Origin of the sequence: Allobosea sp. OK403, from assembly GCF_900113835.1 — a bacterium.
Classification (GTDB): Bacteria; Pseudomonadota; Alphaproteobacteria; order Rhizobiales; family Beijerinckiaceae; genus Allobosea.
The window spans coordinates 1,050,395-1,072,495 of sequence record NZ_FOQV01000002.1 but is presented as its reverse complement, the minus strand read 5'-3'; the positions used below and the strand labels follow the sequence as shown (position 1 = coordinate 1,072,495).

Genomic DNA, 22,101 nt, shown 5'->3' with positions numbered 1-22,101 from the left:
ATCAATATCTTCCAATCATTCAAAAATGTGCGGATCGGCGATTATCGATCAGCGTTTTATGTTTGATCTGCATCAATGCGGACCTAGCATACCGGATATGAATAATGAAGCTTTCGACATCCGGCAGCTTGAGGCCTTCGTGGCGGTGATGTCGGCGGGCAGCATCACCGGCGCGGCGCGCTTGCTGGATCGCTCCCAGCCCGCCGTGACCCGGCAGATCCGGGATCTCGAGGCGGAGATTGGCTACGAGCTTTTGCATCGCAGCGGTCCGCGCATCAGCCCGACGCCGCGTGGTGTGCTGTTCCATGTGCAGGTCGAGCGCCTGTTCTTCGGCCTCAAGCATATCCGCGAGCGTGCGGCGGCGATCGGGGCCGGGGCGCTGCCCGCGATCGAGCTCGCGGCGACGCCGGCCCTGGCTGCGAGCATCGTGCCGGATGCGCTCGCCGCGATGGATCCTGCGCTCCTGCCGCGGCAGATCCATATCGAGGCGCTCGCGGCCGAGGGCGTGGTGCAGCAGGTGCTGTCGCAATCGGCCGATTTCGGCCTGGCCAGCCTGCCGATCGAGCATCCCGGCCTCGATGTGCACTGGATCGGCGAGGCGCCCTGCCTTGCGGCGATGGCGGAAAACGATCCGCTGGCGAGCCGTGACGTCGTCGCGCTTGCTGACCTCGCCGCGCGGCGCGTCATCACCATGGCGAACCCCTATCGGCTGCGCCGGCGGGTGGATGAGGCTTTCGCGGCAGCCGGCATCGCGCCGCGCGAACTGATCGACGCCAATGCCTCCCTCACGGCGCTCGCCCTGGCGCGTCGTGGTTTGGGCGTGGCCATCATCGAGCCGGCGGCGGCCTGTGGTCTGCCCATCAAGGGCGTCGTGCTGCGCCCGCTCGACGTGACGATCCCGTTCCTGTTCGGGGCGATCTCGCCTGTCGCGCGCCCGCTCACGCCCAGTATCGCGGCGCTGAACGAGGCGCTGCTGAAATCCGCCGCTGCGCTCATCCCAGGCTTCGTGCTGCGCGATGCGGCCGGCACCGAGATGCTGGCCGATGCCGTCTATGGCGCGGCGGACAACCAGGAGGCGCGCTCATGACCGTATCGCCCGCAACCCCGATGGGGCTGGCCGCAATGGGACTTGCCGCACTGGAAGCCCGCCTGCGGCAGGATCTGGAATGGCTGGAGCTTCCGGCAAAACCCTGGGTGCCGCCGCGCGAGATCGATGGGCGGCGCGTGCGCGACGTCGTCATCATCGGTGCCGGCATGGCAGGGCTTGTCGCGTCGGGCATGCTGAAGCGCCTCGGCGTCGACAATCACGTGCTTTACGACCGCGCGCCCGCAGGCCTGGAAGGGCCATGGGTGACATTCGCCCGGATGCGGACCTTGCGCTCGCCGAAGCAATTGACGGGGCCGGCGATGGGCCTGCCGGCGCTGACCTTCCGCGCCTTCTACGAGGCTCAGTTCGGGCGGGCCGCCTGGGACGCACTCGACAGGGCGCCGCGCGCGCTCTGGATGGATTACCTGATCTGGTATCGTGGGATGCTCGACCTGCCCGTCGAAAACGAGACGGAGGTGGCCGCGATCCATGCCCGGCCCGACGGCGTCCTCGCGCTCCGGATCGTTAGGGCGGGCGTGGCCGAGACCGTCCATGCGCGCCATGTCGTGCTGGCCACGGGGCGCGACGGGCTTGGCGGACCCTATGTTCCGCCGATGGCCGAGACGATCGACCGTCGCTACTGGGCCCATACCGCCGACGCGATCGATTTCGAGGCGCTGAAGGGCAAACGCGTCGCCGTCATCGGCGCTGGCGCGTCATCGATGGACAACGCCGCCGTCGCGCTGGAGGCAGGCGCTGCGCGGCTCGACCTGTTCATCCGCCGCACCGACATACCCCGCGTCAACAAGTTCACCGGCATCGGCAGCCAGGGCGTCGTCCATGGCTTCGCCGGTCTGCCCGATGAATGGAAATGGCGCTTCCTTGACCATACCTTGCGCGCGCAGACGCCGCCGCCGCGCCCGAGCACCTTGCGGGTCTCGCAACATCCCAACGGGTATTTCCATTTGGGCAGCCCGATCCTCGACATCGAGGAGCGCGACGGACACCTGGTCCTGACGACCCCGAAGGGGCACTACGACACTGATTTCATCATCTTCGGCACGGGCTTCCGCGTCGACCTGATGTCGCGCCCGGAACTGGCCGATTTCGCGCCGTATATCCGGCTCTGGCGCGATCGTTTCCCGGTCCCTGCCGACATGCCCAATGTGGAGCTCGAAACCTCGCCCGATCTCGGCGAGAGCTTCGAGTTCCTGGAGAAGACACCGGGCGCCTGCCCGGCGCTCAAGGCGATCCACTGCTTCAATTTTCCCGCCACCTTGAGCCATGGCAAGCTCTCGGGCGACATTCCGGCGATCAGCGAGGGCGCGGACCGCCTCGCGCGCGGCATCGTCCGCAGCTTGTTCGTTGCCGATCGTGAGGCGCATTTCGCCACCCTCCAGGCCTTCGACACGCCCGAGCTCCAGGGCGACGAATGGACCGATGCCGACGCCCCCTCGCAGGATGCTTCCCATGCCGCCGAATGAAGCCCCGCGCTGGATCGAGCTCAACGGCGCGACATTCTGCTATGACGTCGCCGGCGAGGAGCATGACGAGACCATCATCGTGCTGCATGGCGGACGCGGCATCGGCGACCATCGCGGCGAGTTTGGCGCCTACCGGGCGCTGTCGGACCGTTATCGCGTGCTGGCCTTCGACCAGCGTGGCTGCGGCCGCAGCTCGCTGACGCCGCCTTTCCTGTTCGAGCAGTTCGCCGATGATGTGGAAGCCTTCCGGCAGACGCTCTGCGGTGGCCGCAAGATTGTGCTGATCGGCGGCTCCTTCGGCGGCATGATCGCGCTGACCCATGCGGTCAAATATGGCAGCAACAGCCTGTCGCGCCTGATCCTGCGCGGCACCGCGCCGAGCCATCACCATGAGGCGGAGGCGATCGAGCATTTCAAGGCGCGCCTCCACAAGGCGCCCTGCGCCTCGATCGGCATGGTCGAGAAGCTGTTCTCCGACAAGATCATCGACGACACCGAATTGCGCCTGATCTGGCTCGCTTTGCAGCCGCTCTATTTCGAGAACTTCGACCCGGACTCCGCGCTGGAGAAGACGCGCACGCTGCATCTGCACGCCGAAACCCATAACGCCCTCTTCGCCACCAAGGATTACGACCTGCGCGACAAGCTTGCCGGCATCGACGTGCCGACGCTGGCGATCTGCGGCGCGGCCGACTGGATCTGCCCGCCGAGCCAGTCGCGCCTGATCGCCGAGATGGTTCCGGGCGCGGAACTGCTGGAGATCGAGGGCGCCAACCACGCCGTCCATATCGAGGCCAATGCGCGCGTGCTGTCGGCCGTCCGGGACTTCCTCGCAAGGACGGCGCCGTGACGCGCTACTTCGCCGGAAAGCTCGGCGAGGCCCTCGTCGCGATCTGGGGGGTCGTGACGATCGTGTTCTTCGTCACGCGCTTCCTGGGCGATCCGGTCGCGTTGCTCCTGCCTGTCGGTGCTTCGCCCGAGCAGATGCAGGCACTGACGGCCGAGCTGGGGCTCGATCAGCCGATCTGGCGGCAATACATCAGCTTTCTCGCCCAGGCCCTGACCGGCGATTTCGGCCAGTCCTTCCAGTTCGGGCGCCCGGCCATCGGCGTCGTGCTGGAGCGGATGCCGGCGACGATCCAGCTCGCTCTGACCGCGATCGCGCTCGGTGTCCTGATCGGCGGCACGGCAGGGGCGATCGCCGCCATGCGACGCGGTTCGGTCGCCGAATTCGTGGTGATGACGCTGGCCTTGCTGGGGCAGGCGACGCCGGTGTTCTGGCTCGGCATCATGCTGATCCTGCTGTTTGCGGTCGATCTCGGCTGGCTGCCGACCGGCGGCTATGGCAGCCCGGCCAATCTCGTCCTGCCAGCCTTGACGCTTGCCGTCTTCGTCTCCGCCTCGATCGCGCGATTGTTCCGCTCCAGCATGCTCGATGTGCTCAAGGAGGATTATGTCCGCACCGCCCGCGCCAAGGGGCTGATGCCGGCGACGGTCTTCACCTGGCATGTCGCGCGCAACGCGCTGATCCCGGTGGTGACGATGATCGGCATCCTGACCGGCGAGCTTCTGGGCGGCTCGGTCGTCACCGAGACGGTGTTCGCCTGGCCCGGCGTCGGCCGGTTGATCGTCCAGGCGATCGAGACCAAGGATTTCCCCGTGATCCAGGCTGGCGTCGCGCTGATCGCGGCAATCTATGTCGCGACGAACCTGATCGTCGACCTGCTCTATGCGCTGCTTGATCCGCGCATCAAGGGGAGTGCCTGAGATGGCCGACTTCCTGCGCGCCTTGCTTCGCAGCCGGACCGGCCTGCTCGGTGTGGTTCTGCTGACGCTGTTCATAGGAGCCGCGATCCTGGCGCCCTTGCTGGGGCTGCCCGACCCGGTGCGCTCGGATCTGCGCGGGCGTTTCGCGCCACCGACTTGGACGGGCCTGTTCAGCCCAGGCGCCCATCCGCTCGGCGCCGACCAGCTCGGCCGCGACATTCTCAGCCGCCTCATCTATGGCAGCCAGATCACGCTTTCGGTTGCGACCTGCGCCGTGGTGCTGGGCGGCATTGTCGGCGTCTTCCTTGGCATCGTCGCCGGCTATTTCGGTGGCGTCGTCGACCGCATCCTGATGCGGCTCGTCGATATCCAGCTCGCCATTCCGCTGATGCTGCTGGCGCTGCTCGTGGTCGCGGCACTCGGTCCCAACCTGACCAATCTGGTCATCGTCTTGGCCGTCACCAGCTGGATCCGCTACGCCCGCATCATCCGTGGGCAGGTGCTGGCGCTGCGCTCGCGCGAATTCGTGCAGTCGGCCCGGGCGATCGGCGCGAGCACCTGGCGCATCATGCTGCGCCATATCCTGCCCAACGTCCTGACGCCGGCGCTTGTCGTCGCGACGCTGGAACTCGCACGCGTCATCATCATGGATGCGGCCCTGTCCTTCCTGGGCCTCGGCGTGCAGCCGCCCGATGCGAGCTGGGGCCGGATGCTGGCCGAGGGGCGCGTCTACATCTCCACGGCCTGGTGGATTGTCACCTTTCCCGGCCTTGCCATCCTGCTGACGGTTCTGAGCGTCAACCTGCTCGGCGACTGGCTGCGCGATTATTTCGATCCGAAATTGAGGACGTGACCATGACCATTACCGCTCCCCGTACGGAACGCCTGCGCCAGAGGATGCACGCTGCCGGTCTCGATGTGATCCTCGCCTTCAAGCCCGAGAGCAGCTTCTACCTGACGGGCTTCAACCCGATCATCTACAGCCATCCGGTGATCGCGATCCTGCCTGCGCAGGGCAAGTCCTCGATGCTGATCCATGCCTTGCGCGACGACCATGCCCGCGCCTCGACCTTCATCGAGGATATCCGCCTCTACGGCGCCTGGTCGACCAAGGTCACGATGGGGCCGAACTGGCTCGACGCGTTGAAGACGATGCTGGAGGAGGCCGGTCTCGCCAAGGCGGTCATCGGCGTCGAGGAGGACTTCCTGCCGGTTGCGCGGGCGCGCCAGCTTGCCGAGCTTCTGCCCGGCGCCTCCTTCCGCGACGCCTCCGAGATGATCATGACGACACGCCTGGTGAAGGACGCCGACGAGATCGCCAATGCCCGCGACGCCGCCCGCATCGCCGATACCGGCATGATCGCCGCGGTCGAGGCCGTCCGCCAGGGTGGCTCGGAGCGTGACGTGTCGCTCGCGGCCATGGCGGCGATGAACCGCTTCTGGGCCGATAACTTCCCCGACAAGGAGGTCTGCGATTTCGGCAGTCTCGAAGGCGGGGCGCAGAACGGCCTCTGGGCCTGGGCGCTGGCTGGCGACCGCATGTTCATGAACTGCGACAACCCGACCAACCGCAAGCCTGAAGCCGGAGAGGCGATCAGCATCCTGATCTGGACGATCGTCAACGGCATCCATGCCGAGAACGAGCGCACGGTCGCAGTCGGCGCGCTGAACGACGAGCGCCGCCGGGCACTCGATTCGATCATCGAGATCCGCAACGAGGTCGCGGCGCTGCTGAAGCCCGGCACGCCGATCAGCGCATTGTTCGATGCGACCAAGGCCGGTCTCGAGGCGCGCGGCTATGGCAAATACCTGCCGGGCCGCATCGGCCACGGCATCGGGCTCGGGGCGCATGAACACCCCTCCCTCGACGCCAAGACCGGCATCCTGCTCGAACCCGGCATGATCCTGACGCTCGAGCCCAATCTGCGCATCCCCGGCATCGCCGCGACCCAGCTCTCCGACACCGTCCTGATCACGGAAGGCGGTTGCGAGTTCCTGACGCGCGCGCCGGATGTCGTGTTGAACGCCTGAGGCGAACCGGCATGGCCCCGCTCCTCGAAGTCAGGAACCTGACCGTCGCCTTCGATACGCCGGGCGGGACGGTCCATGCCGTCAACGACGTCTCCTATGCGTTGAACGAGGGCGAGACGCTGGGCATCGTCGGGGAATCCGGCTCGGGCAAGAGCGTGCATGTGCTGGCGATGTGCGGGTTGATTCCGCGCCCACCCGGCCGGATCGTTGCCGGTGAGGTGCTGTTCCAGGGGCGCGACCTGCTGACGCTGCCCGAGCGCGCATTGCGCGACATTCGCGGCGGGCAGATCGGCTTCGTCTTCCAGGATCCGATGACCTCGCTCAACCCGGTGCTGACGGTGGAGCGGCAACTGGTCGAACTGATCCGCCGGCACACAAAGCTCGACGCCAGGGCGGCGCGGGCGCGGGCGATCGAACTGCTCGAGATCGTGCGCATTCCCGATGCCGCCCGCCGCATCGGCCAGTATCCGCACCAGTTCTCCGGCGGCATGCGCCAGCGCGTGATGATCGCGATCGGCGTTGCCTGCCGGCCCAAACTCCTGATCGCGGACGAGGCGACGACGGCGCTGGATGTGACCGTGCAGGCGCAGATCCTCGACATGGTCAAGGATCTGAAGCGCGAGTTCGGCACCACGGTGATCTGGATCACCCATGACATGGGCGTGGTTGCCGGCATCGCCGACACCATCCAGGTAATGTATGGCGGGCGCATCATGGAGCGCGGCCCGGTCGATGCGATCTTCGCCGACCCGCGCAGCGCTTATAGCTGGGGCCTGCTGCAATCGTTGCCGACAGCGGAGCGCCGCGCCGAGGGGCGGCTCCACCAGATTCCGGGCTCGCCGCCCGATCTCTATAAGCCGGCGGTGGGCGACCCCTTCGCGCCGCGCAACGTTTTCGCGACGCCGCGCTGCCAGCTGGAAATGCCACCGCTGCGCCAAGCCGAAGGCAGCGTGCCGGGCCATCTCGTCGCCGCGTGGTATGATCTGCCCGCCGCGCTGAAGGCCCGTAGGGAGACCGTGGCATGAGCACCTCGCCGACGAATCCGCTTCTCAGCGTCCGCAATCTGGCGAAGCATTACACCAGCGGCGGCGGCTGGCTCGGCGGGGCGTCGCATCTCGTCAAGGCGATCGACGACATCTCCTTCGACATCGCGCCCCGGGAGATCGTCGGGCTGGTCGGCGAATCCGGCTCGGGCAAGAGCACGACCGGGCGCGTCGTGCTGCGCTTGGAAGAGCCGACCGGCGGCGAGATCCGCTTCGACGGCCACGACATCACCACCTTGCCGGCGCGCGAATTGAAGGCCTTTCGCCGCCAGATGCAGGTCGTCTTCCAGGATCCTTACGCCGCCCTCAACCCGCGCATGACCGTGGGCGATTTCGTCGCCGAGCCCCTGATCGTGCATGGACTTGTCTCCAGCCGCTCGGAGCGCAGCGATCGCGTCGCGGCCCTGTTCAAGCAGGTCGGGCTCGATCCGCGCTTCATGACGCGCTATCCGCATGAATTCTCCGGCGGCCAGCGCCAGCGCGTCAACATCGCGCGGGCCGTCGCGATGCGCCCGCGTCTAATCATCGCCGATGAGCCGATCACGGCGCTCGACGTCTCGATCCAGGCCCAGATCATCAACCTGTTCCAGGATCTGCAGCAGGAGCTGGGCATGGCCTATCTCTTCATCGCGCATGATCTGTCGATGGTGCGCTATCTCTGCCACCGCGTTGCGGTGATGCTGCGCGGGCGCCTGGTCGAAATCGCCCCGACGGAAGCGATCTTTTCCGATCCGCGCCACCCCTATACGCGCTCGCTGCTCTCGGCGATTCCGATCCCGAATCCGGCGATCGAGCGTGCCAGGCGGCCGCTGGCCTTCGACTACGAGACGCAGAAGCCTGCCCCCGATGCCGTGCTGACCGAGGTTTCGCCCGGTCATTTCGTCCTGATTTGAGCCCTTATTGCCCTTGCTCGCTGCCATTCCTTGCCACCGCCATTGGAGCCCGTGACATGACATCGTTCTGGATCAAGACCCTCAGCGCTGCCGCATTGGCCGCCGCGCTGTCCGCTTCGCCGGTGCTGGCCCAGTCTGGGCGCACGGCGACGATCGCGCTCTCGGTCAACGTCAACACCTTCGACCCGCATATGACGGGCTCCTTCGGCTCCGATATGAGCCTGTTGAGCCACATCTATCCCTCGCTCGTCATTCGCAGCGCGGACCTCAAATTGGCGCCCGCGCTGGCGAAATCCTGGACGCTGGTCAACGACACGACATGGCGCTTCGACCTCGTCGAGGGCGCCAAATTCGTCAATGACGAGCCGCTCGACGCCGCGACGGTCAAATGGAACCTCGACCGCGTGCGCGATCCCAAGGTCAATGCCCGGATCAAGTCCTGGTTCGACCTGGTCAAGGAGGTCCGCGTCATCGACGCTCGGACCGTCGAAGTCGAGACCAGTGCGCCGTTCCCGGCCTTCGTCGACCAGCTCTCGATGTTCTTCCTGCTGCCGCCGCAATGGGCGGCGAGCCACAACCCGGCAACCGAGACGATGTCAGGCAGCCGCTACCGCATGACCGAGAACGTGCCGGGCGATCACATCACGCTCGCCGCCAATCCGGGAGGCTGGCAGGGCAAGCCGGATTTCGACACCGTCGTGTTCAAGACCATCCCCGAACCGGCAAGCCGCATCGCCGCGCTGCTGGCCGGTGAGGTCGATCTCGTGACCGGCATTCCGACCTCGGAGCTTGCGCGGGTCAAGGCGAGCAAGAACGCCATTGCCGGCTCGGTGCAGAGCACGCGCAACGTCTTCATCAAGTTCAACACCCAGAAGGCGCCGCTCGACAACAAGCTGGTGCGCCAGGCGATGAACTACGCCATCGACAAGGATGCGATCCGGGATTCGATCTTCGACGGGCAGGCCTATATCGAACCCTGCCAGATCCTGACGCCGTCCTATTTCGGCTTCAATCCGGACCTCAAGCCCTATCCCTACGACGTGAAGAAGGCGCAGGCCCTGCTGAAGGAATCCGGCATCGATCTCAAGCAGGTGATCGAGATGGACATCCCCGTCGCGACCTACATCCAGGGGCAGGAGGTCGCCCAGGCGGTCGCTGCCATGCTCGGCGACGCCGGTCTGAAGGTGAAGATGAACGAGATGGATTTCGGCGCCTATATGAACAAATATCTGAGGTCGCGGACCCTGGCGCAGACTTCGCTCCTGACCCATGGCTGGCCGACCCTGGACGCCGACGGCCAGTTGACCCTGCTCGCGCCCGGCAACCAGTACGCCTATTGGGATGATGCTGCCTTCGGCAAGGCGCTCGAGGCTGGGCGCTCGACCATGGACAAGGACAAGCGCCTCGCAGCCTATAAGGACGCGACCAAGATCATGTGCGAGGAGGCGCCGGTGCTGTTCCTCTATGCGCAACCGACCACCTATGGCGTTTCGAGGCGGGTGACCTGGCAGGCGCGCGGTGACGATTGGGTTCGCTCCTTCGATATGAAGCCGGCTCAGTAGGAGGCGGGTCTTGCACCTGTTCGGGACGCATTTCGGCACCTATGAGGTCGTCCACGACGGTTCCGGACAGGCTGCCTTGCAGGGCTTCGGGCTCGACCCGCAGCCTTCGCCGGTCGGGGCGGCCTATCTCGATCTCAAGGACCATCCGGCGCGTGTCCTTCATCCGATGGTGCGCAAGGGCTGGCTCGCGGCGCGAGAAAACCCGCAGCGGCGCGGCCGAGACCGTGGCCGTGATGAGTTCGTCCGCATCAATTGGGACGAGGCGGCGGCGCTCGTCGCCGGTGAGGTCGAGCGCGTCCGCACGGTTCACGGCAATGCCGCGATCTTCGGCGGGTCCTATGGCTGGGCCAGTGCCGGGCGCTTCCACCATGCGCAGGGCCAGCTCAAGCGCTTCCTCAACCTCGCGGGTGGCTTCACCTCGGCCGTCAACACCTACAGCTTCGGTGCCGGCGCGGTCATCCTGCCGCATGTCATCGGCCCGCGCTTCAAATTCGCCACCGATGTCGCCCCGAGCTGGGACCAGATCGCCGCCCATGCCAAGCTTCTGATCTCCTTTGGCGGCTTTCGCCTGTCGAATGCGCAGGTCGAGGCCGGCGGCACCGGCCAGCACCGCTCCGAGCGCGGGCTCGCGGCAGCGGCAGCGGCAGGCGTCCGGATCATCATCGTCAGCCCGGTGCGCACCGATGTCCCGGATCTGCCGGGCGGGACGACCGATTATGTCGCGATCCGGCCCAATACCGACACGGCGATGCTGCTGGCGATGGCGCAGACGCTGCTGGCGGAGGGCCTGGCCGACCGCGCCTTCCTCGCGCGCTGTACGGTGGGGCTTGCGGAGCTCGAAGCCTATCTGGCGGGCGAAAGCGACGGGGTGGTCAAGGATGCCGATTGGGCGGCCGGAATCTGCGGCGTGCCGGCGGCGACGATCCGGGATCTCGCTTGCGCCTTCGCCTCAGAGCCCGCGCTCGTCAATGCGGCCTGGTCGCTGCAGCGGGCACGCTTCGGCGAGCAGCCCTATTGGGCGGCGATCGCGCTTGCGGCCATTGCTGGCCATGCCGGAAGGCCCGGCTGTGGCATCGCCTTCGGCCTGACCTCCGTCAGCACCGTCGGCCAGCCGATCCGGCGGTTGCGCGGCCCGGCCTTCGACCAGGGGCGCAACCCGGTCGAAAGCTTCATCCCCGTGGCGCGGATCACCGAGCTCCTGTCCCAACCGGGCGGAACGCTGGATTATGACGGTCGGCGCCTGGTGCTGCCCGATATCCGCCTGGTCTGGTGGGCGGGCGGCAACCCGTTCCACCACCATCAGGATCTCGCCGGTCTGACCGAGGCCTGGCGGCGGCCGGAGACGGTGATCGTCAACGAGCCGATGTGGACCGCGACCGCGCGCCATGCCGACATCGTGCTGCCGGCGAGCTTCCCGTTCGAGCGCGACGACATCGCCGCCTCCTCCCGCGACAACTGGCTCATCGCCAGCCGGCAGGTCTGCGCGCCGCCGGGCGAAGTCCTGTCCGATCACCAGATCATGGCCCGCATTGCCCGCGAGATGGGCTTCGAGCAGGCCTTCACTGAGGGGCGCGAGCCGCGGGAATGGTTGCGCCGGATGTATGACGGCTACAGCACAGCCCATACCGAATTGCCGGATTTCGAAACGTTCTGGGCGCGCGGCTATGCTGCTCTCGACGAAGGTGAGGCTGCGCCGGCCCCGGTCACGCCACTGGCCGATTTCGTTGCCGACCCCGAGGGGAAACCGCTGGAGACGCCGTCCGGCCGCATCGAGATCACTTCTGCGACGATCGCCGGTTTTGGCTATGACGATTGTCCTGGCCATCCGACCTGGCTCGCGCCCGAGGAATGGCTCGGCTCGCCTTTGGCGCAGCGCTACCCGCTGCACCTGCTCTCGCCGCAGCCGGCGCATCGCCTGCACAGCCAGTTGGAACTGGCGGGGCCGAGCCAGGCGGCAAAGCGCGACGGGTATGAGGTCGTGCTGATGCACCCAACCGACGCCGCCAAACGCCATCTCCGGGATGGTGACATCGTAGAACTCTTCAATGACCGTGGCCGCTGCCTGGTGGCGCTCAGGTCGACGCGTGAGGTTGAGCCGGGCGTCGCCGTGCTGCCAACCGGCGCCTGGTATGATCCGGTTGGGGATGGCGGGGCCTTGCCGCTCGACCGCGGCGGCAATCCCAACAGTCTCACCTCCAGCATGCCGACCTCGCGCCTCGCGCAGGCGACCGCGCCCAATTCTTGCCTGATCGAGATCAAGCGGGCAGGAACCTGATCGTCGATCGAATCCGCCACCGCCATCTCGCATCGCAAGAGGCCGACCATGCCCCTGACTGCCGCCAATTCGCATGAAGCCGGGGCGCTCGATGTCGCGCTCGCCGAGGCTCGCGAGGACTATGTGCGCCGCAACCCCGAGAGCCGGGCACGCTTCATGGCGGCGGCCGAGTCGATGCCGGGTGGCAACACCCGGACCTCGCTCTTCTACGATCCCTTCCCGCTCTGCATGCTGCGCGGCGAGGGCTGCCGCCTGACCGATGCCGACGGGCACGAATACCTGGATTTCCTGGGCGAGTTCACCGCCGGCATTTTCGGCCACTCGCCCGAGGTGTTGAAGCAGGCGATCCGCGCCGCGCTCGATGACGGGATCAACCTGTCCTCGCACAATGCCATCGAGGGGAAGCTGGCCCAGCGCATCTGCGCGCGCTTTCCGTCGATGGATCTGCTGCGCTTCACCAATTCCGGTACGGAAGCCAATCTGATGGCGCTCGCCGCCGCACTCACCTTCACCGGACGGCGCAAGATCCTGGTGTTCGCGGGCGGCTATCATGGCGGCGTATTGACCTTTCCGCCCGGTGGCACGCCCGTCACGGTGCCGCACGACTTCGTCGTCGCCTCCTATAACGACCTTGAAAAGACGCTCGACCTGGTCAAGCCGCATCGCAGCGAGTTGGCGGCGATCCTGGTCGAGCCCATGCAGGGTGCGGGTGGCTGTATTCCGGGCACGCCCGAATTCCTCGCCGGCCTGCGCCGGCTCGCCGACGAGTCGGGCGCCGTGCTGATCTTCGACGAGATCCAGACCTCGCGGCTCTCGCTGGGCGGTCGCCAGCAGCTGCTCGGCATCACGCCGGACATGACGACGATCGGAAAATTCTTCGGCGGCGGCCTCGCCTTCGGCAGCTTCGGCGGCAGGCGCGAGATCATGCAGGTCTTCGATCCGCGCCGGCCGTCCTCGATCGGCCATGCCGGCACCTACAACAACAACACCTTGACCATGGCGGCGGGGCTCGCGGCGGTGGAGCAGCTCCTGACGGCCGAGGCGCTCGACGCCTTGAATGCGCGTGGCGACCGGTTCCGTGCCGATCTGAACGCGCTGTTTGCGGCCAAGGGCGTGCCGATCACCGTATCCGGCCTCGGCTCGTTGATGAATATCCATCCGCAGGGCGCACCGCAGACGGCGAACGCGAAGCGCAACCTGCTGTTCTTCGATCTCGTGAAGGCCGGTGTCTATTTCGCGCCGCGCGGCCTGATCGCCCTGTCCTTCCCGATCGGAGGCCAGGAGTTTTCGGCTTTCCTGAACGCGCTCGATCGCATTCTCGACGCCCGCAGGAGCGTGCTTGCCTGAGGTCGGAACGGGCAGGGCGTGTTGCCCTACCCGTTCTGATCTCAGTAGCCCGTGCGCGGATGCGGCCCGGTGTTGACGTCGACGACCGCCGGCGAGGACACGTCGACCGGCTTGGTCCAGCTGCCGCCGAGCGCCTTGTTGAGGGCGATGAAGTCGGTGGAAACGGCGACCCGGCTCTGCAGCAGCGTGTCTTCGGCGCTGTAGAGCGAGCGCTCCGCGTCGAGCACGTCGAGGAAGCTCGACGAGCCGGTCTGGTAGAGCGTGCGGGAGAGCCGCGCCGCATCACGATAGGAGGTCGCGGCGGAGGACAGCTTGCCCGAGCGCAGGCGTTCCTGCGCCAGCGAAACCAGCGCGTTCTCGACATCCTGCATCGCGGTCAGCACCGAGAGCTTGAAGGCGGAATCATACTGGTCGCGCTGGGCCTGGGCGACCTCGACAGCAGCCCTGAGCTCGCCGCCATTGAAGATCGGCACGCTCAGCGTCGGTCCGAAAGACCAGCCGATCGAGGAGTTCTTGGCAAGGTCGCCGGTTTTCAGGGCCGAGGTCGTGATATTGCCGGTGAGGCTGACGGACGGATAGAGCGCCGCTTCCGCCTGGCCGATCTTGGCCGTGTACTGGGCGAGCTGGCGCTCGGCCTTGCGGACGTCGGGGCGGTTGCGCAGGACATCGGCGGGCAGCCCGGCAGGCGGCGTGCTACGCGCAGCCGGGATCGGGCCGCCACGCGCCAACCGGCCGGCCAGCGCGGTGGGCGCCTGCCCTGTCAGGATGCCGAGCTGGTGCAGGCTCTGCGCATAGGCGGCCTCCAGGCTCGGAATTGCCGCCTCGGTCGAGCTCGCTTGTGCAGCCGCCTTGGCGACGTCGACGGCCGAGGCCGAGCCGGCCTGGAACTTGGTCCGCGTCAGGCCTTCGGTCTCGCGCTGCGAGGCCGCGGTGCGTCTGGCCAGGGCGATACGGGCCTGGTAGCCGCGCGCCTCGACATAGTTGGAGGTCACGTCGCCGACCAGCGTCAGCAGGGTCGCGCGCAGGTCCTCCTCGGCAGCGTCAGCGCCATAGGTCGCCGCCTCGACGCCGCGATAATTCGCGCCGAACAGATCGAGCTCCCAGCTTGCATCGAAGCCGGCCTTGTACAGGCTGGAGGTGGTGTTGTCGCCCGTGCCGGAGGTGGCGGCGCTGGTGCGCGACCGCGTGGCCGAGCCGGTGCCGTCGAGCGACGGAAACAGCGCCCCGACGGCTTGGCGCCTGGTCGCTCGCGCTTCCCGGATGCGTGCCTTCGCCGAGGCGACGTCGAGATTGCCGGCCACGGCCTCCTCGACGATGCCATTCAGTGTCTTGTCGCCGAGACGCTTCCACCACTCATCCAGCGCCTTGGACGCCAGTGGCCGTTTCGAGGCTGGTGCGTTGCCCCATTTCGCCGGCAGGCTCAGGGAGGGGCCGGCATAATCGGGCCCGACCGCGCAGGCGCCCAGCATCAGGCAGAGCGGCAGGGCCAGGCTGAAGCGTTTCATCGTCGCGCGGCTTCCGGTCATCGTTGCGGCCATCTCAGCTTGCCTTTGCCGGCTCGGCCACCGGCTCATCCCCGCGCTTACCCTGCGCGCCCTTGCCCTGCGCATCCTTGCCCTGGACAAGGTGGCGCACGGTGACGAAGAGCAGCGGCACGAAGAACACGCCGAGCGCGGTGGCGGCGATCATGCCGCCCATGACGCCGATGCCGATCGCGTTCTGGCTGCCCGAGCCGGCGCCGGTCGCGACCGCCAGCGGCGTTACGCCGAGGACGAAGGCGAGCGAGGTCATCAGGATCGGCCGCAGGCGCTGGCGCGCTGCCTCCAATGTCGCCTCGACCAGCCCCTTGCCGGCTTGCTGCTGCTCGATCGCGAATTCGACGATCAGGATCGCGTTCTTGGCTGCAAGGCCGATCGTCGTCAGCAGTCCGACCTTGAAATAGACGTCGTTGGTCTGCCCGAACCAGGTCGCGGCCAGCAGCGCTCCGAAGATGCCGATCGGCACGGAGAGCATGACTGCGAAGGGAATCGACCAGCTCTCATAGAGCGCGGCCAGGCAGAGGAAGACCACCAGCATGGCCAGCGCATAGAGCGCCGCCGCCTGGCTGCCGGAGAGCCGCTCCTGATAGGACAGTCCGGTCCATTCATGAGCGTAGCCGGCCGGCAGCTGCTTCATCAGGGCATCGATCTCGTCCATCGCCGCACCCGAGCTGACGCCGGCCGCAGCGGCGCCCTGAATCTCCACCGCCGCCGAGCCGTTATAGCGCTCGAGCCGGGGGGAGCCATAGGTCCAGCGCCCCGAGGAGAAGGCCGAGAACGGCACCATCGTGCCGCCGGAGTTGCGGACATACCATTTGTCGACATCCTGCGGCTGCATCCGGAACGGCGCACCGGACTGGACATAGACCGATTTCACCCGGCCGCGATCGATGAAGTCGTTGACATAGGCGCTGCCCCAGGCAGTCGAGAGCGTCGCATTGATGTCGGAGAGCGAGAGCGTCAGCGCGCTCGCCTTCTCCTGGTCGATCTCGACGGAGTATTGCGGCGTGTCTTCCTGGCCGTTGGGCCGGGTGCCGGACAAGACCGGGCTCTTGCCGGCGAGGCCGAGGAGCTGATTGCGTGCCTGGATCAGCTTCTCATGGCCGGCGCCGGCGATGTCCTGCAGGTAGAAGTCGAAGCCCGCCGTGTTGCCGAAGCCCTGGATCGCGGGCGGCGCCAGCGCGAAGACCATGCCGTCCTTGATGGAGCGGAACGCGCCCATGGCGCGCATCGCCACCGCCTGCGCCGTCGCCTGCTTGCCCTTGCGCTCGGCGAAGGGCTTCAGCCGGACGAAGGCGAGGCCGACATTCTGGCCCTCGCCGCCGAAGCCGAAGCCGGCGACCGTCAGCACGCCCTCGACGAGGTCCTTCTCCTTGTCGAGATAATGGGTGCGGATCTGGTCGAGCACGCGCAAGGTGCGGTCCTGCGTCGCGCCCACCGGCATCTGCACGATGGTGAACAGCGTGCCCTGGTCCTCCTCCGGCAGGAAGGAGCTCGGCAGGCGCGTGAACAGCACCGCCATGCCGATGCCGATCAGCAGGAAGACGGCGAGGAACCGGAACGGCCGCGCGATCATGCCGGCGATGCCGCTGCGATAGCCGTGGGTCGCCTTGTCGAAATTGCGGTTGAACCAGCCGAAGGGGCCCTTCTGGGTGGCATGGTCCGTCGGCGGCTTCAGCATGGTGGCGCAGAGCGCCGGCGTCAGCACGAGCGCGACGAGCACGGAGAGCATCATGGCGGTGACGATCGTGACCGAGAACTGCCGGTAGATCACGCCGACCGAGCCGCCGAAGAAGGCCATCGGCACGAACACGGCCGAGAGCACGGTGGCGATGCCGACCAGCGCGCCGGTGATCTCGCCCATCGATTTGATCGTCGCCTCCTTCGGCGACAATTTCTCTTCCTGCATCACGCGCTCGACATTCTCGACGACGACGATCGCGTCGTCGACGAGCAGGCCGATGGCGAGCACCATGGCGAACATGGTCAGCGTGTTGATCGAATAGCCGGCGACCGCCAGCACGCCGAAGGTGCCGAGCAGCACGACCGGCACGGCGAGCATCGGGATGATCGTCGCGCGCAGATTCTGCAGGAAGACGAACATCACCACGAAGACGAGCACGATCGCCTCGATCAAGGTCTCGACCACCTTCTCGATCGAGAGCCGGACGAAAGGCGTGGTGTCGTAGGGGTAGACGACCTCGACGCCCTCGGGGAAGGTCTGCGACAGCCGCGTGATTGCCTTCTGCACCGCCTCGGCGGTCGAGATGGCGTTGGCGCCGGTTGCGAGGCTGATCGCGAGCGCCGCTGTCGGCTGGCCGTTGTAGCGGGCGGCCGTGCGGTAGTCCTTGGCGCCGAGCTCGACCGTCGCGACGTCGTTCAAACGCACGATCGAGCCGGAGCTGCCGCTCTTCAGGATGATGTTCTCGAACTGCGGGACGGTCTGAAGGCGGCTCATCGCCGTCACCGTCGCGTTGAGCTGCTGGCCGGGCTTCTGCGGCAAGCCGCCGAGCTGGCCGGCCGAGACTTGCGTGTTCTGCGCCGTGATCGCGTTGGAGACGTCGCTCGGCATCAGCGCATATTTCTGCAGCTTGTCGGGATCGAGCCAGATGCGCATCGCATAGCCGGAGCCGAAGAGCTGGCTCGAGCCGACGCCGGGGACGCGCTTGAGCGTGTCGTTCAGCGTCGAGTCGACATAGTCGGCGAGGTCGGTCGAAGACATCTTGCCGTCGCGTGAGACGAAGGCGATGACCATCAGGAAGCCGGTCGAGGATTTCGACACGGTGATGCCGGTGTTCTGGACTGTTTGTGGCAATTGCGAGGTGACGAGCTGCAGCTTGTTCTGCACCTGCATCTGCGCGACGTCGGGATCGGCCGCGTTGGTGAAGGTCAGCGTCAGCGAGGCATTGCCCGACGAGGTCGAGGTCGCGGTCATGTATTGCAGGTTGTCGACGCCGGTCATGCCCTGCTCGATGACCTTCGTCACGGAGTTCTCGACCGTCTGGGCGTCGGCGCCGGCATAGCTTGCGCTGATGTTCACGGTCGTCGGCGCGATCTGCGGGTATTGCGAGATCGGCAGGGACTGTAGCGCCAGCAGGCCGGCGAGCATGATGACGATAGCGACGACCCAGGCGAAGATCGGCCTGTCGATGAAGAAGCGTGACATGTTCAGTTCTTCACCGTGCCGGGCGTATCCGTTTCTGCGGCCGCGCGCTGCGCCGCCGGGCGCAGCTCCCCGCTTGCCTCGTCGATCGTGACCTCGTTGGCCGTGACCGTCTGGCCGACACGCACGAGCTGCCCGCCCTCGACGATCACCTTGTCGCCGTCACCGATGCCGGTATCGACCAGCCAGTTGTTGCCGATGGTGCGACGGGTCACGAGCACGCGCTCCTCGACCTTGCCGTCCTTGTTGACGAACTTGGCCGTGGCTTCACCCTTGGTGTTGCGGCCGACAGCGCGCTGCGGCACCAGGTAATTGTTCTCGGCGATGCCCTCCTGGAGGATGGCGCGCGCATACATGCCGGGCAGCAGCAGCCGGTCGGGATTGGGGAATTCCGCCCGCAGGGTGAAGGTGCCCGTGGTCTGGTCGACATTGGCCTCGGCGAATTCGAAGCGTCCGTCCTGGTTGTAGAGCGTGCCCGTATCGAGCCTGAGCTTGACCGCGACATTGGGGCCGCTGAGCTTCAGCCGGCCCTCGGCGAGCGCGCTGCGAAACTTCAGCAGGTTGGTGCTCGACTGGGTGATGTCGACATTGATCGGATCGAGCTGGCGGATCGTGGTGAGCGCGTCGGTCTGGCTCGCCGTCACCAGGGCACCCGGCGTCAGGGAGGACTTGTCGATCCGCCCACCGATCGGGGCAACGACCTTGGTGTAATCGAGATTGATTTTCGCCGTGGCGAGGCTCGCCTTGGCCGAGGCGACGTCGGCATTGGCCTGGGCCAGGGCCGAGATCGCATCGTCGAGGTCCTGCTTGCTGACGGCGTTCTGGCGAACCAGGTCGCGATAGCGGTCAAGCTTTGCCTGGGCGCTCGGCACAGCGGCCTCGGCCTTCTGCAGGGCGGCCGCAGAGCTGTCATAGGCCGCCTGGTAGCTCGCCGGGTCGATCTCATAGAGCACGGTCCCGGCCGCGACCTCGCCGCCTTCCTTGAAGAGGCGCGACTTGATGATGCCGTTGACCTGCGGACGCACCTCCGCGACGAGGCTGGCCGAAACCCGGCCCGGCAGTTCGGCCGTGATCGCGACAGGCTGCGGACGCAGGCTGACGACACTGACCTGCATCTGCGCTGATGGCGGAGCGGGGCCGGCCGCCTTCTCGTTGCAGGCCGAGAGCAGAAGCCCCACCGCAATGGCAGCGACCGCGATTCGCCCACGCAAAACGGGCATGCCGCAGTGCACAAGGCTGGTCTCGCGATGTTGCATCCTCAAGCGCTGCACGGCATCACCCTATTTTGGAAACTTAAGAGTACCCTTATGGCTTGCAATCTTCCGCTGTCAATCGCATGGAGGTGAAATAAGGGGAAACACATGGCGCAGGGGCAGACGATAACATGTGAGGACGCGGCGGCGGCCGCCAAGGGAACGCCCGTGCGCGGGCGCCCGAAAACCATGGCCGACGAGGCTGTGCGCGCGATGATCGTGGCCCATGCCAGGGATGCTTTCCTCGAGGTCGGCTATGCCGGCACGACGATGGATCTCGTCGCGGCGCGTTGCCGCATTTCGAAGCGGACGCTCTATCGCCTCTTCCCCGGCAAGACCGACCTGTTCACGGCAGTCGTCATCCTGCACCGGCAGTCGATGCTGGATCTGCCGCGCCCCGACGATGAAGATCTGCCCGTGGCCGAGGCCCTCGAAGCGATCTTCAGGATCGATATCGACGAGGCCGCCGATCGCGAGCGCATCGCGTTCATTCGTCTCGTCATTACGGAATCGACCCGGTTTCCCGAGATCGAGCTCTTGATCCTGCGCGACGGCGCCGAGGCATCGCGTCGCCTTCTCGCGGAATGGCTGATGCGTCAGGTGGAGCGCGGTCTCATCGCGCTCGCCGATCCGGCCAAGGCCGCGCAGATGCTGATGGATATGGTGTTCGGCGTGTTCGCGCGCCGGCGTCACCATGGCGAGTGGGGCTCGCGCGAGGAGCGCCGCGCCTATCTGCGAATGTGCATCGACATCTTCGTCAACGGCGTCGCCCGTCGCTGAAGTGCGCAGCGCATGCCAGGCGCGCGCCAGCGTCAGACCTTCAGGGCCATGCCGTCGCGCTGCGGATCGGCGCCGCCCGACCAGCTCGCCTCCTCCGCGCGGATGCCATGCGGCGCGCCGAAGGCGAAGGACTGGTAGGACCGGCTTATGGCGTAGCCTTTGGCTTCCAAGGCGGCGGTGACGCGGCGTTCGATGCGGTTGGAGACGTCGATCGTGTCGCTCAGGCAGACGATGCGCGGCGCGGCAACCGCCTCGGACATGCTCATTCCGAAATCGATGACGTTGCTCAGCGCCTGGGCGATGGCGGGTACGATGAAGGTGCCGCCTGGCGCGCCGATGGCGATGATCGGCTTCTCGTCCTTGAACATGATCGTCGGCGCCATGGCGCTGCCGCGGGCCTTGCCGGGAGCGATCGAGCCGGCGCGGCCGGGGCGGGGGTCGAAACCGCTCATTGAGCCATTATACATGAAGCCCAGGCCGGGGGGGATGCCGCCAGAGGGCTGGCCGAGGGTGTGGGTCAGCGTCACCGCATTGCCCTCTTCGTCCATGACGCAGACGACCGTGGTGTCCGGCGGATCCCTGGACAATTCCGAGCGCGCCACGCGCGCCTTCTCACCCGACCGGATCGCGTCGGCATGGCCGGCGGCATGGGCCTGTGAGAGCAGCCTGTCGATCGGCACATCGACGAAGTCGGGATCGCCGATATGGGCGTCGCGGTCGATCGTCATCCACTTCATCGCCTCGGCGAGGATCGCGATATGCTCGGCGCTGTTGTGCTCGAGGGCGCCGATCTCGAACTCCTGCAGGATATGCATGAGCTCGATCAGCGAGACGCCGCCCGCTGCGGGCGGGTTGCCGGCGATGCGCAGGCCGCGATAGGCGCCCCAGACGGGCTGCTTCTCGCGCACCTTGTACTCGGCGAGATCGCGCTTCGTCAGGAGCCCGCCTTGCGCTGCCATATCGGCGGCGATCTCCTCGGCGATCGCGCCGGTGTAGAAGATCTCAGGGCCGGCGGCGGCGATGCGCTCCAGCGTGCGGGCGAGGTCGGGATTGGTGATAACGTCGCCGGGGCGCTTCAGCGTGCCGTCGGGGTGGAAATAGATCGCGCGCCCGGTCTCGCTGTGGCGGAGCTTGTCCTCGGTGTTGATCTGGCCGGTGCTGCGCTGGTCGATCGTCCAGTAGTAGTGGACATAGGGGCGGATCGTGAAACCGTCGCGTGCCTGCCGGATCGCTGGCGCCATGACGTCCCTGAGCTCCATCGTGCCGAAGCGCGACAGGGCCTCGGTGTAACCTTTGACGTTGCCCGGCGTGCCGGCCGCGAGATGGCCGAGCTCGTTGGCGTGGTCGCTGAGCAGGAAGACGAAGCCGTCGCGGGTCTGGCCGACGAAACGGTCGGCCCACATCTCGGGCGTGGCTGCGAGTGGCGCCAGCGCCAGGAATTCGAGCACGGTGTGCACGCCGCGTTTCGGCATGCTGATCTGCATCGCGCCGAACCCGCCGATCCCGCACATCTGCGGATCGACCACGCCCTGGCTGAAGGCGCAGGCGATGGCGGCGTCGATGGCGTTGCCGCCCCGGCGCAGGATGTCCGCGCCGGCTTCGGCAGCTTCCGGCTGGGCCGCTACGATCATGCCGCGCATCTATGTCTCCCCGGTTCCGCCGCGCATGGTCGCCCTGAGCCAGCGACCGTCGTTCTGGAAGAGGCAGCATCGCGCGTCGGCTTGCTGTCCGCCACCCGCAAATCCGCATGCGCTTTCAGCTGACAGCGCAGGTGCCGTTTCCCGTGGATGCGGTGCATAACAAGCCTTCGCCGCTCCGATCGGTCGCTTCGGTGTTGCCACCGCCACCAGCGATTGATCGGTCCAATGCTTTGCGACC

At 66.7% G+C, this 22,101-nt stretch carries 16 protein-coding genes; 12 read left to right on the top strand and 4 right to left on the bottom strand.

Annotated features, from left to right (window positions below; all coding sequences use genetic code 11):
- Nucleotides 1-88: 88 nt before the first annotated feature.
- The 11 genes from BMZ97_RS10955 to BMZ97_RS10905 are packed head-to-tail and all read left to right on the top strand — an operon-like array spanning nucleotide 89 to nucleotide 13,489.
- Nucleotides 89-1,087 carry a LysR family transcriptional regulator gene (locus tag BMZ97_RS10955; protein WP_092168998.1) on the top strand — a complete coding sequence of 333 codons (999 nt, stop codon included), beginning with the start codon at nucleotides 89-91 and terminating at the stop codon, nucleotides 1,085-1,087.
- The gene (locus BMZ97_RS10950; RefSeq protein ID WP_092168394.1) at nucleotides 1,084-2,571 is read left to right on the top strand and encodes an NAD(P)-binding domain-containing protein; all 1,488 of its coding nucleotides are present in this window, start codon (nucleotides 1,084-1,086) and stop codon (nucleotides 2,569-2,571) included. Before BMZ97_RS10955 ends, BMZ97_RS10950 begins: the two co-directional genes overlap by 4 nt.
- Nucleotides 2,558-3,421, top strand: a complete 864-nt coding sequence (locus BMZ97_RS10945; RefSeq protein ID WP_092168391.1) for an alpha/beta fold hydrolase — start codon at nucleotides 2,558-2,560, stop codon at nucleotides 3,419-3,421. Before BMZ97_RS10950 ends, BMZ97_RS10945 begins: the two co-directional genes overlap by 14 nt.
- Entirely contained in the window at nucleotides 3,418-4,338 is a 921-nt protein-coding gene (locus tag BMZ97_RS10940) for an ABC transporter permease (protein ID WP_092168388.1), read from the top strand. Before BMZ97_RS10945 ends, BMZ97_RS10940 begins: the two co-directional genes overlap by 4 nt.
- A 1-nt stretch (nucleotide 4,339) precedes the next feature.
- Complete coding sequence (locus BMZ97_RS10935; RefSeq protein WP_092168385.1) at nucleotides 4,340-5,191, top strand: ABC transporter permease; 852 nt, start codon at nucleotides 4,340-4,342, stop codon at nucleotides 5,189-5,191.
- A 2-nt stretch (nucleotides 5,192-5,193) separates the two neighbouring features.
- The gene (locus BMZ97_RS10930) at nucleotides 5,194-6,369 is read left to right on the top strand and encodes a M24 family metallopeptidase (protein WP_092168382.1); all 1,176 of its coding nucleotides are present in this window, start codon (nucleotides 5,194-5,196) and stop codon (nucleotides 6,367-6,369) included.
- A gap of 11 nt (nucleotides 6,370-6,380) precedes the next feature.
- The gene (locus BMZ97_RS10925; protein WP_092168379.1) at nucleotides 6,381-7,394 is read left to right on the top strand and encodes an ABC transporter ATP-binding protein; all 1,014 of its coding nucleotides are present in this window, start codon (nucleotides 6,381-6,383) and stop codon (nucleotides 7,392-7,394) included.
- Nucleotides 7,391-8,305 (top strand): ABC transporter ATP-binding protein, encoded by a 915-nt coding sequence (locus BMZ97_RS10920; protein ID WP_092168375.1) that lies wholly within the window; start codon nucleotides 7,391-7,393, stop codon nucleotides 8,303-8,305. Before BMZ97_RS10925 ends, BMZ97_RS10920 begins: the two co-directional genes overlap by 4 nt.
- 56 nt (nucleotides 8,306-8,361) lie before the next feature.
- Nucleotides 8,362-9,867: an ABC transporter substrate-binding protein gene (locus BMZ97_RS10915; protein WP_092168372.1), complete on the top strand. Its 1,506-nt coding sequence runs from the start codon at nucleotides 8,362-8,364 to the stop codon at nucleotides 9,865-9,867.
- A gap of 10 nt (nucleotides 9,868-9,877) precedes the next feature.
- Complete coding sequence (locus BMZ97_RS10910) at nucleotides 9,878-12,142, top strand: molybdopterin-dependent oxidoreductase (protein ID WP_092168369.1); 2,265 nt, start codon at nucleotides 9,878-9,880, stop codon at nucleotides 12,140-12,142.
- A 48-nt stretch (nucleotides 12,143-12,190) separates the two neighbouring features.
- Nucleotides 12,191-13,489, top strand: a complete 1,299-nt coding sequence (locus BMZ97_RS10905; protein WP_092168366.1) for an aspartate aminotransferase family protein — start codon at nucleotides 12,191-12,193, stop codon at nucleotides 13,487-13,489.
- A gap of 41 nt (nucleotides 13,490-13,530) precedes the next feature.
- Here the strand turns inward: BMZ97_RS10905 and BMZ97_RS10900 are convergent, their stop codons facing one another.
- From BMZ97_RS10900 to BMZ97_RS10890, 3 genes are read right to left on the bottom strand one after another with little or no spacing between them, the layout of a single operon-like run.
- Nucleotides 13,531-14,994 carry an efflux transporter outer membrane subunit gene (locus tag BMZ97_RS10900; RefSeq protein WP_244546338.1) on the bottom strand — a complete coding sequence of 488 codons (1,464 nt, stop codon included), beginning with the start codon at nucleotides 14,992-14,994 and terminating at the stop codon, nucleotides 13,531-13,533.
- A 34-nt stretch (nucleotides 14,995-15,028) separates the two neighbouring features.
- Nucleotides 15,029-18,193: an efflux RND transporter permease subunit gene (locus BMZ97_RS10895; protein WP_092168363.1), complete on the bottom strand. Its 3,165-nt coding sequence runs from the start codon at nucleotides 18,191-18,193 to the stop codon at nucleotides 15,029-15,031.
- 2 nt (nucleotides 18,194-18,195) lie between these two features.
- Complete coding sequence (locus tag BMZ97_RS10890; RefSeq protein WP_092168360.1) at nucleotides 18,196-19,410, bottom strand: efflux RND transporter periplasmic adaptor subunit; 1,215 nt, start codon at nucleotides 19,408-19,410, stop codon at nucleotides 18,196-18,198.
- Nucleotides 19,411-19,632: 222 nt separating this feature from the next.
- Here BMZ97_RS10890 and BMZ97_RS10885 point away from each other — a divergent pair, with 222 nt between their 5' ends.
- On the top strand, nucleotides 19,633-20,223 hold the full coding sequence (locus tag BMZ97_RS10885) for a TetR/AcrR family transcriptional regulator (protein ID WP_244546337.1): 591 nt from the start codon (nucleotides 19,633-19,635) through the stop codon (nucleotides 20,221-20,223).
- Between the two features lie 32 nt (nucleotides 20,224-20,255).
- On the opposite strand, the gene ggt is transcribed toward BMZ97_RS10885, so the two are convergent.
- Nucleotides 20,256-21,863 (bottom strand): gamma-glutamyltransferase, encoded by a 1,608-nt coding sequence (gene ggt / locus BMZ97_RS10880; RefSeq protein WP_092168354.1) that lies wholly within the window; start codon nucleotides 21,861-21,863, stop codon nucleotides 20,256-20,258.
- Between the last annotated feature and the right edge of the window lie 238 nt (nucleotides 21,864-22,101).

Coding starts and splice junctions, on each gene's coding strand:
- BMZ97_RS10950 (WP_092168394.1), top strand. CDS start 1,084: ATGACCGTATCGCCCGCAACCCCGATGGGGCTGGCCGCAATGGGACTT.
- BMZ97_RS10945 (WP_092168391.1), top strand. CDS start 2,558: ATGCCGCCGAATGAAGCCCCGCGCTGGATCGAGCTCAACGGCGCGACA.
- BMZ97_RS10935 (WP_092168385.1), top strand. CDS start 4,340: ATGGCCGACTTCCTGCGCGCCTTGCTTCGCAGCCGGACCGGCCTGCTC.
- BMZ97_RS10930 (WP_092168382.1), top strand. CDS start 5,194: ATGACCATTACCGCTCCCCGTACGGAACGCCTGCGCCAGAGGATGCAC.
- BMZ97_RS10925 (WP_092168379.1), top strand. CDS start 6,381: ATGGCCCCGCTCCTCGAAGTCAGGAACCTGACCGTCGCCTTCGATACG.
- BMZ97_RS10920 (WP_092168375.1), top strand. CDS start 7,391: ATGAGCACCTCGCCGACGAATCCGCTTCTCAGCGTCCGCAATCTGGCG.
- BMZ97_RS10915 (WP_092168372.1), top strand. CDS start 8,362: ATGACATCGTTCTGGATCAAGACCCTCAGCGCTGCCGCATTGGCCGCC.
- BMZ97_RS10905 (WP_092168366.1), top strand. CDS start 12,191: ATGCCCCTGACTGCCGCCAATTCGCATGAAGCCGGGGCGCTCGATGTC.
- BMZ97_RS10900 (WP_244546338.1), bottom strand. CDS start 14,994: ATGAAACGCTTCAGCCTGGCCCTGCCGCTCTGCCTGATGCTGGGCGCC.
- BMZ97_RS10895 (WP_092168363.1), bottom strand. CDS start 18,193: ATGTCACGCTTCTTCATCGACAGGCCGATCTTCGCCTGGGTCGTCGCT.
- BMZ97_RS10890 (WP_092168360.1), bottom strand. CDS start 19,410: ATGCCCGTTTTGCGTGGGCGAATCGCGGTCGCTGCCATTGCGGTGGGG.
- BMZ97_RS10885 (WP_244546337.1), top strand. CDS start 19,633: ATGGCCGACGAGGCTGTGCGCGCGATGATCGTGGCCCATGCCAGGGAT.
- ggt (WP_092168354.1), bottom strand. CDS start 21,863: ATGCGCGGCATGATCGTAGCGGCCCAGCCGGAAGCTGCCGAAGCCGGC.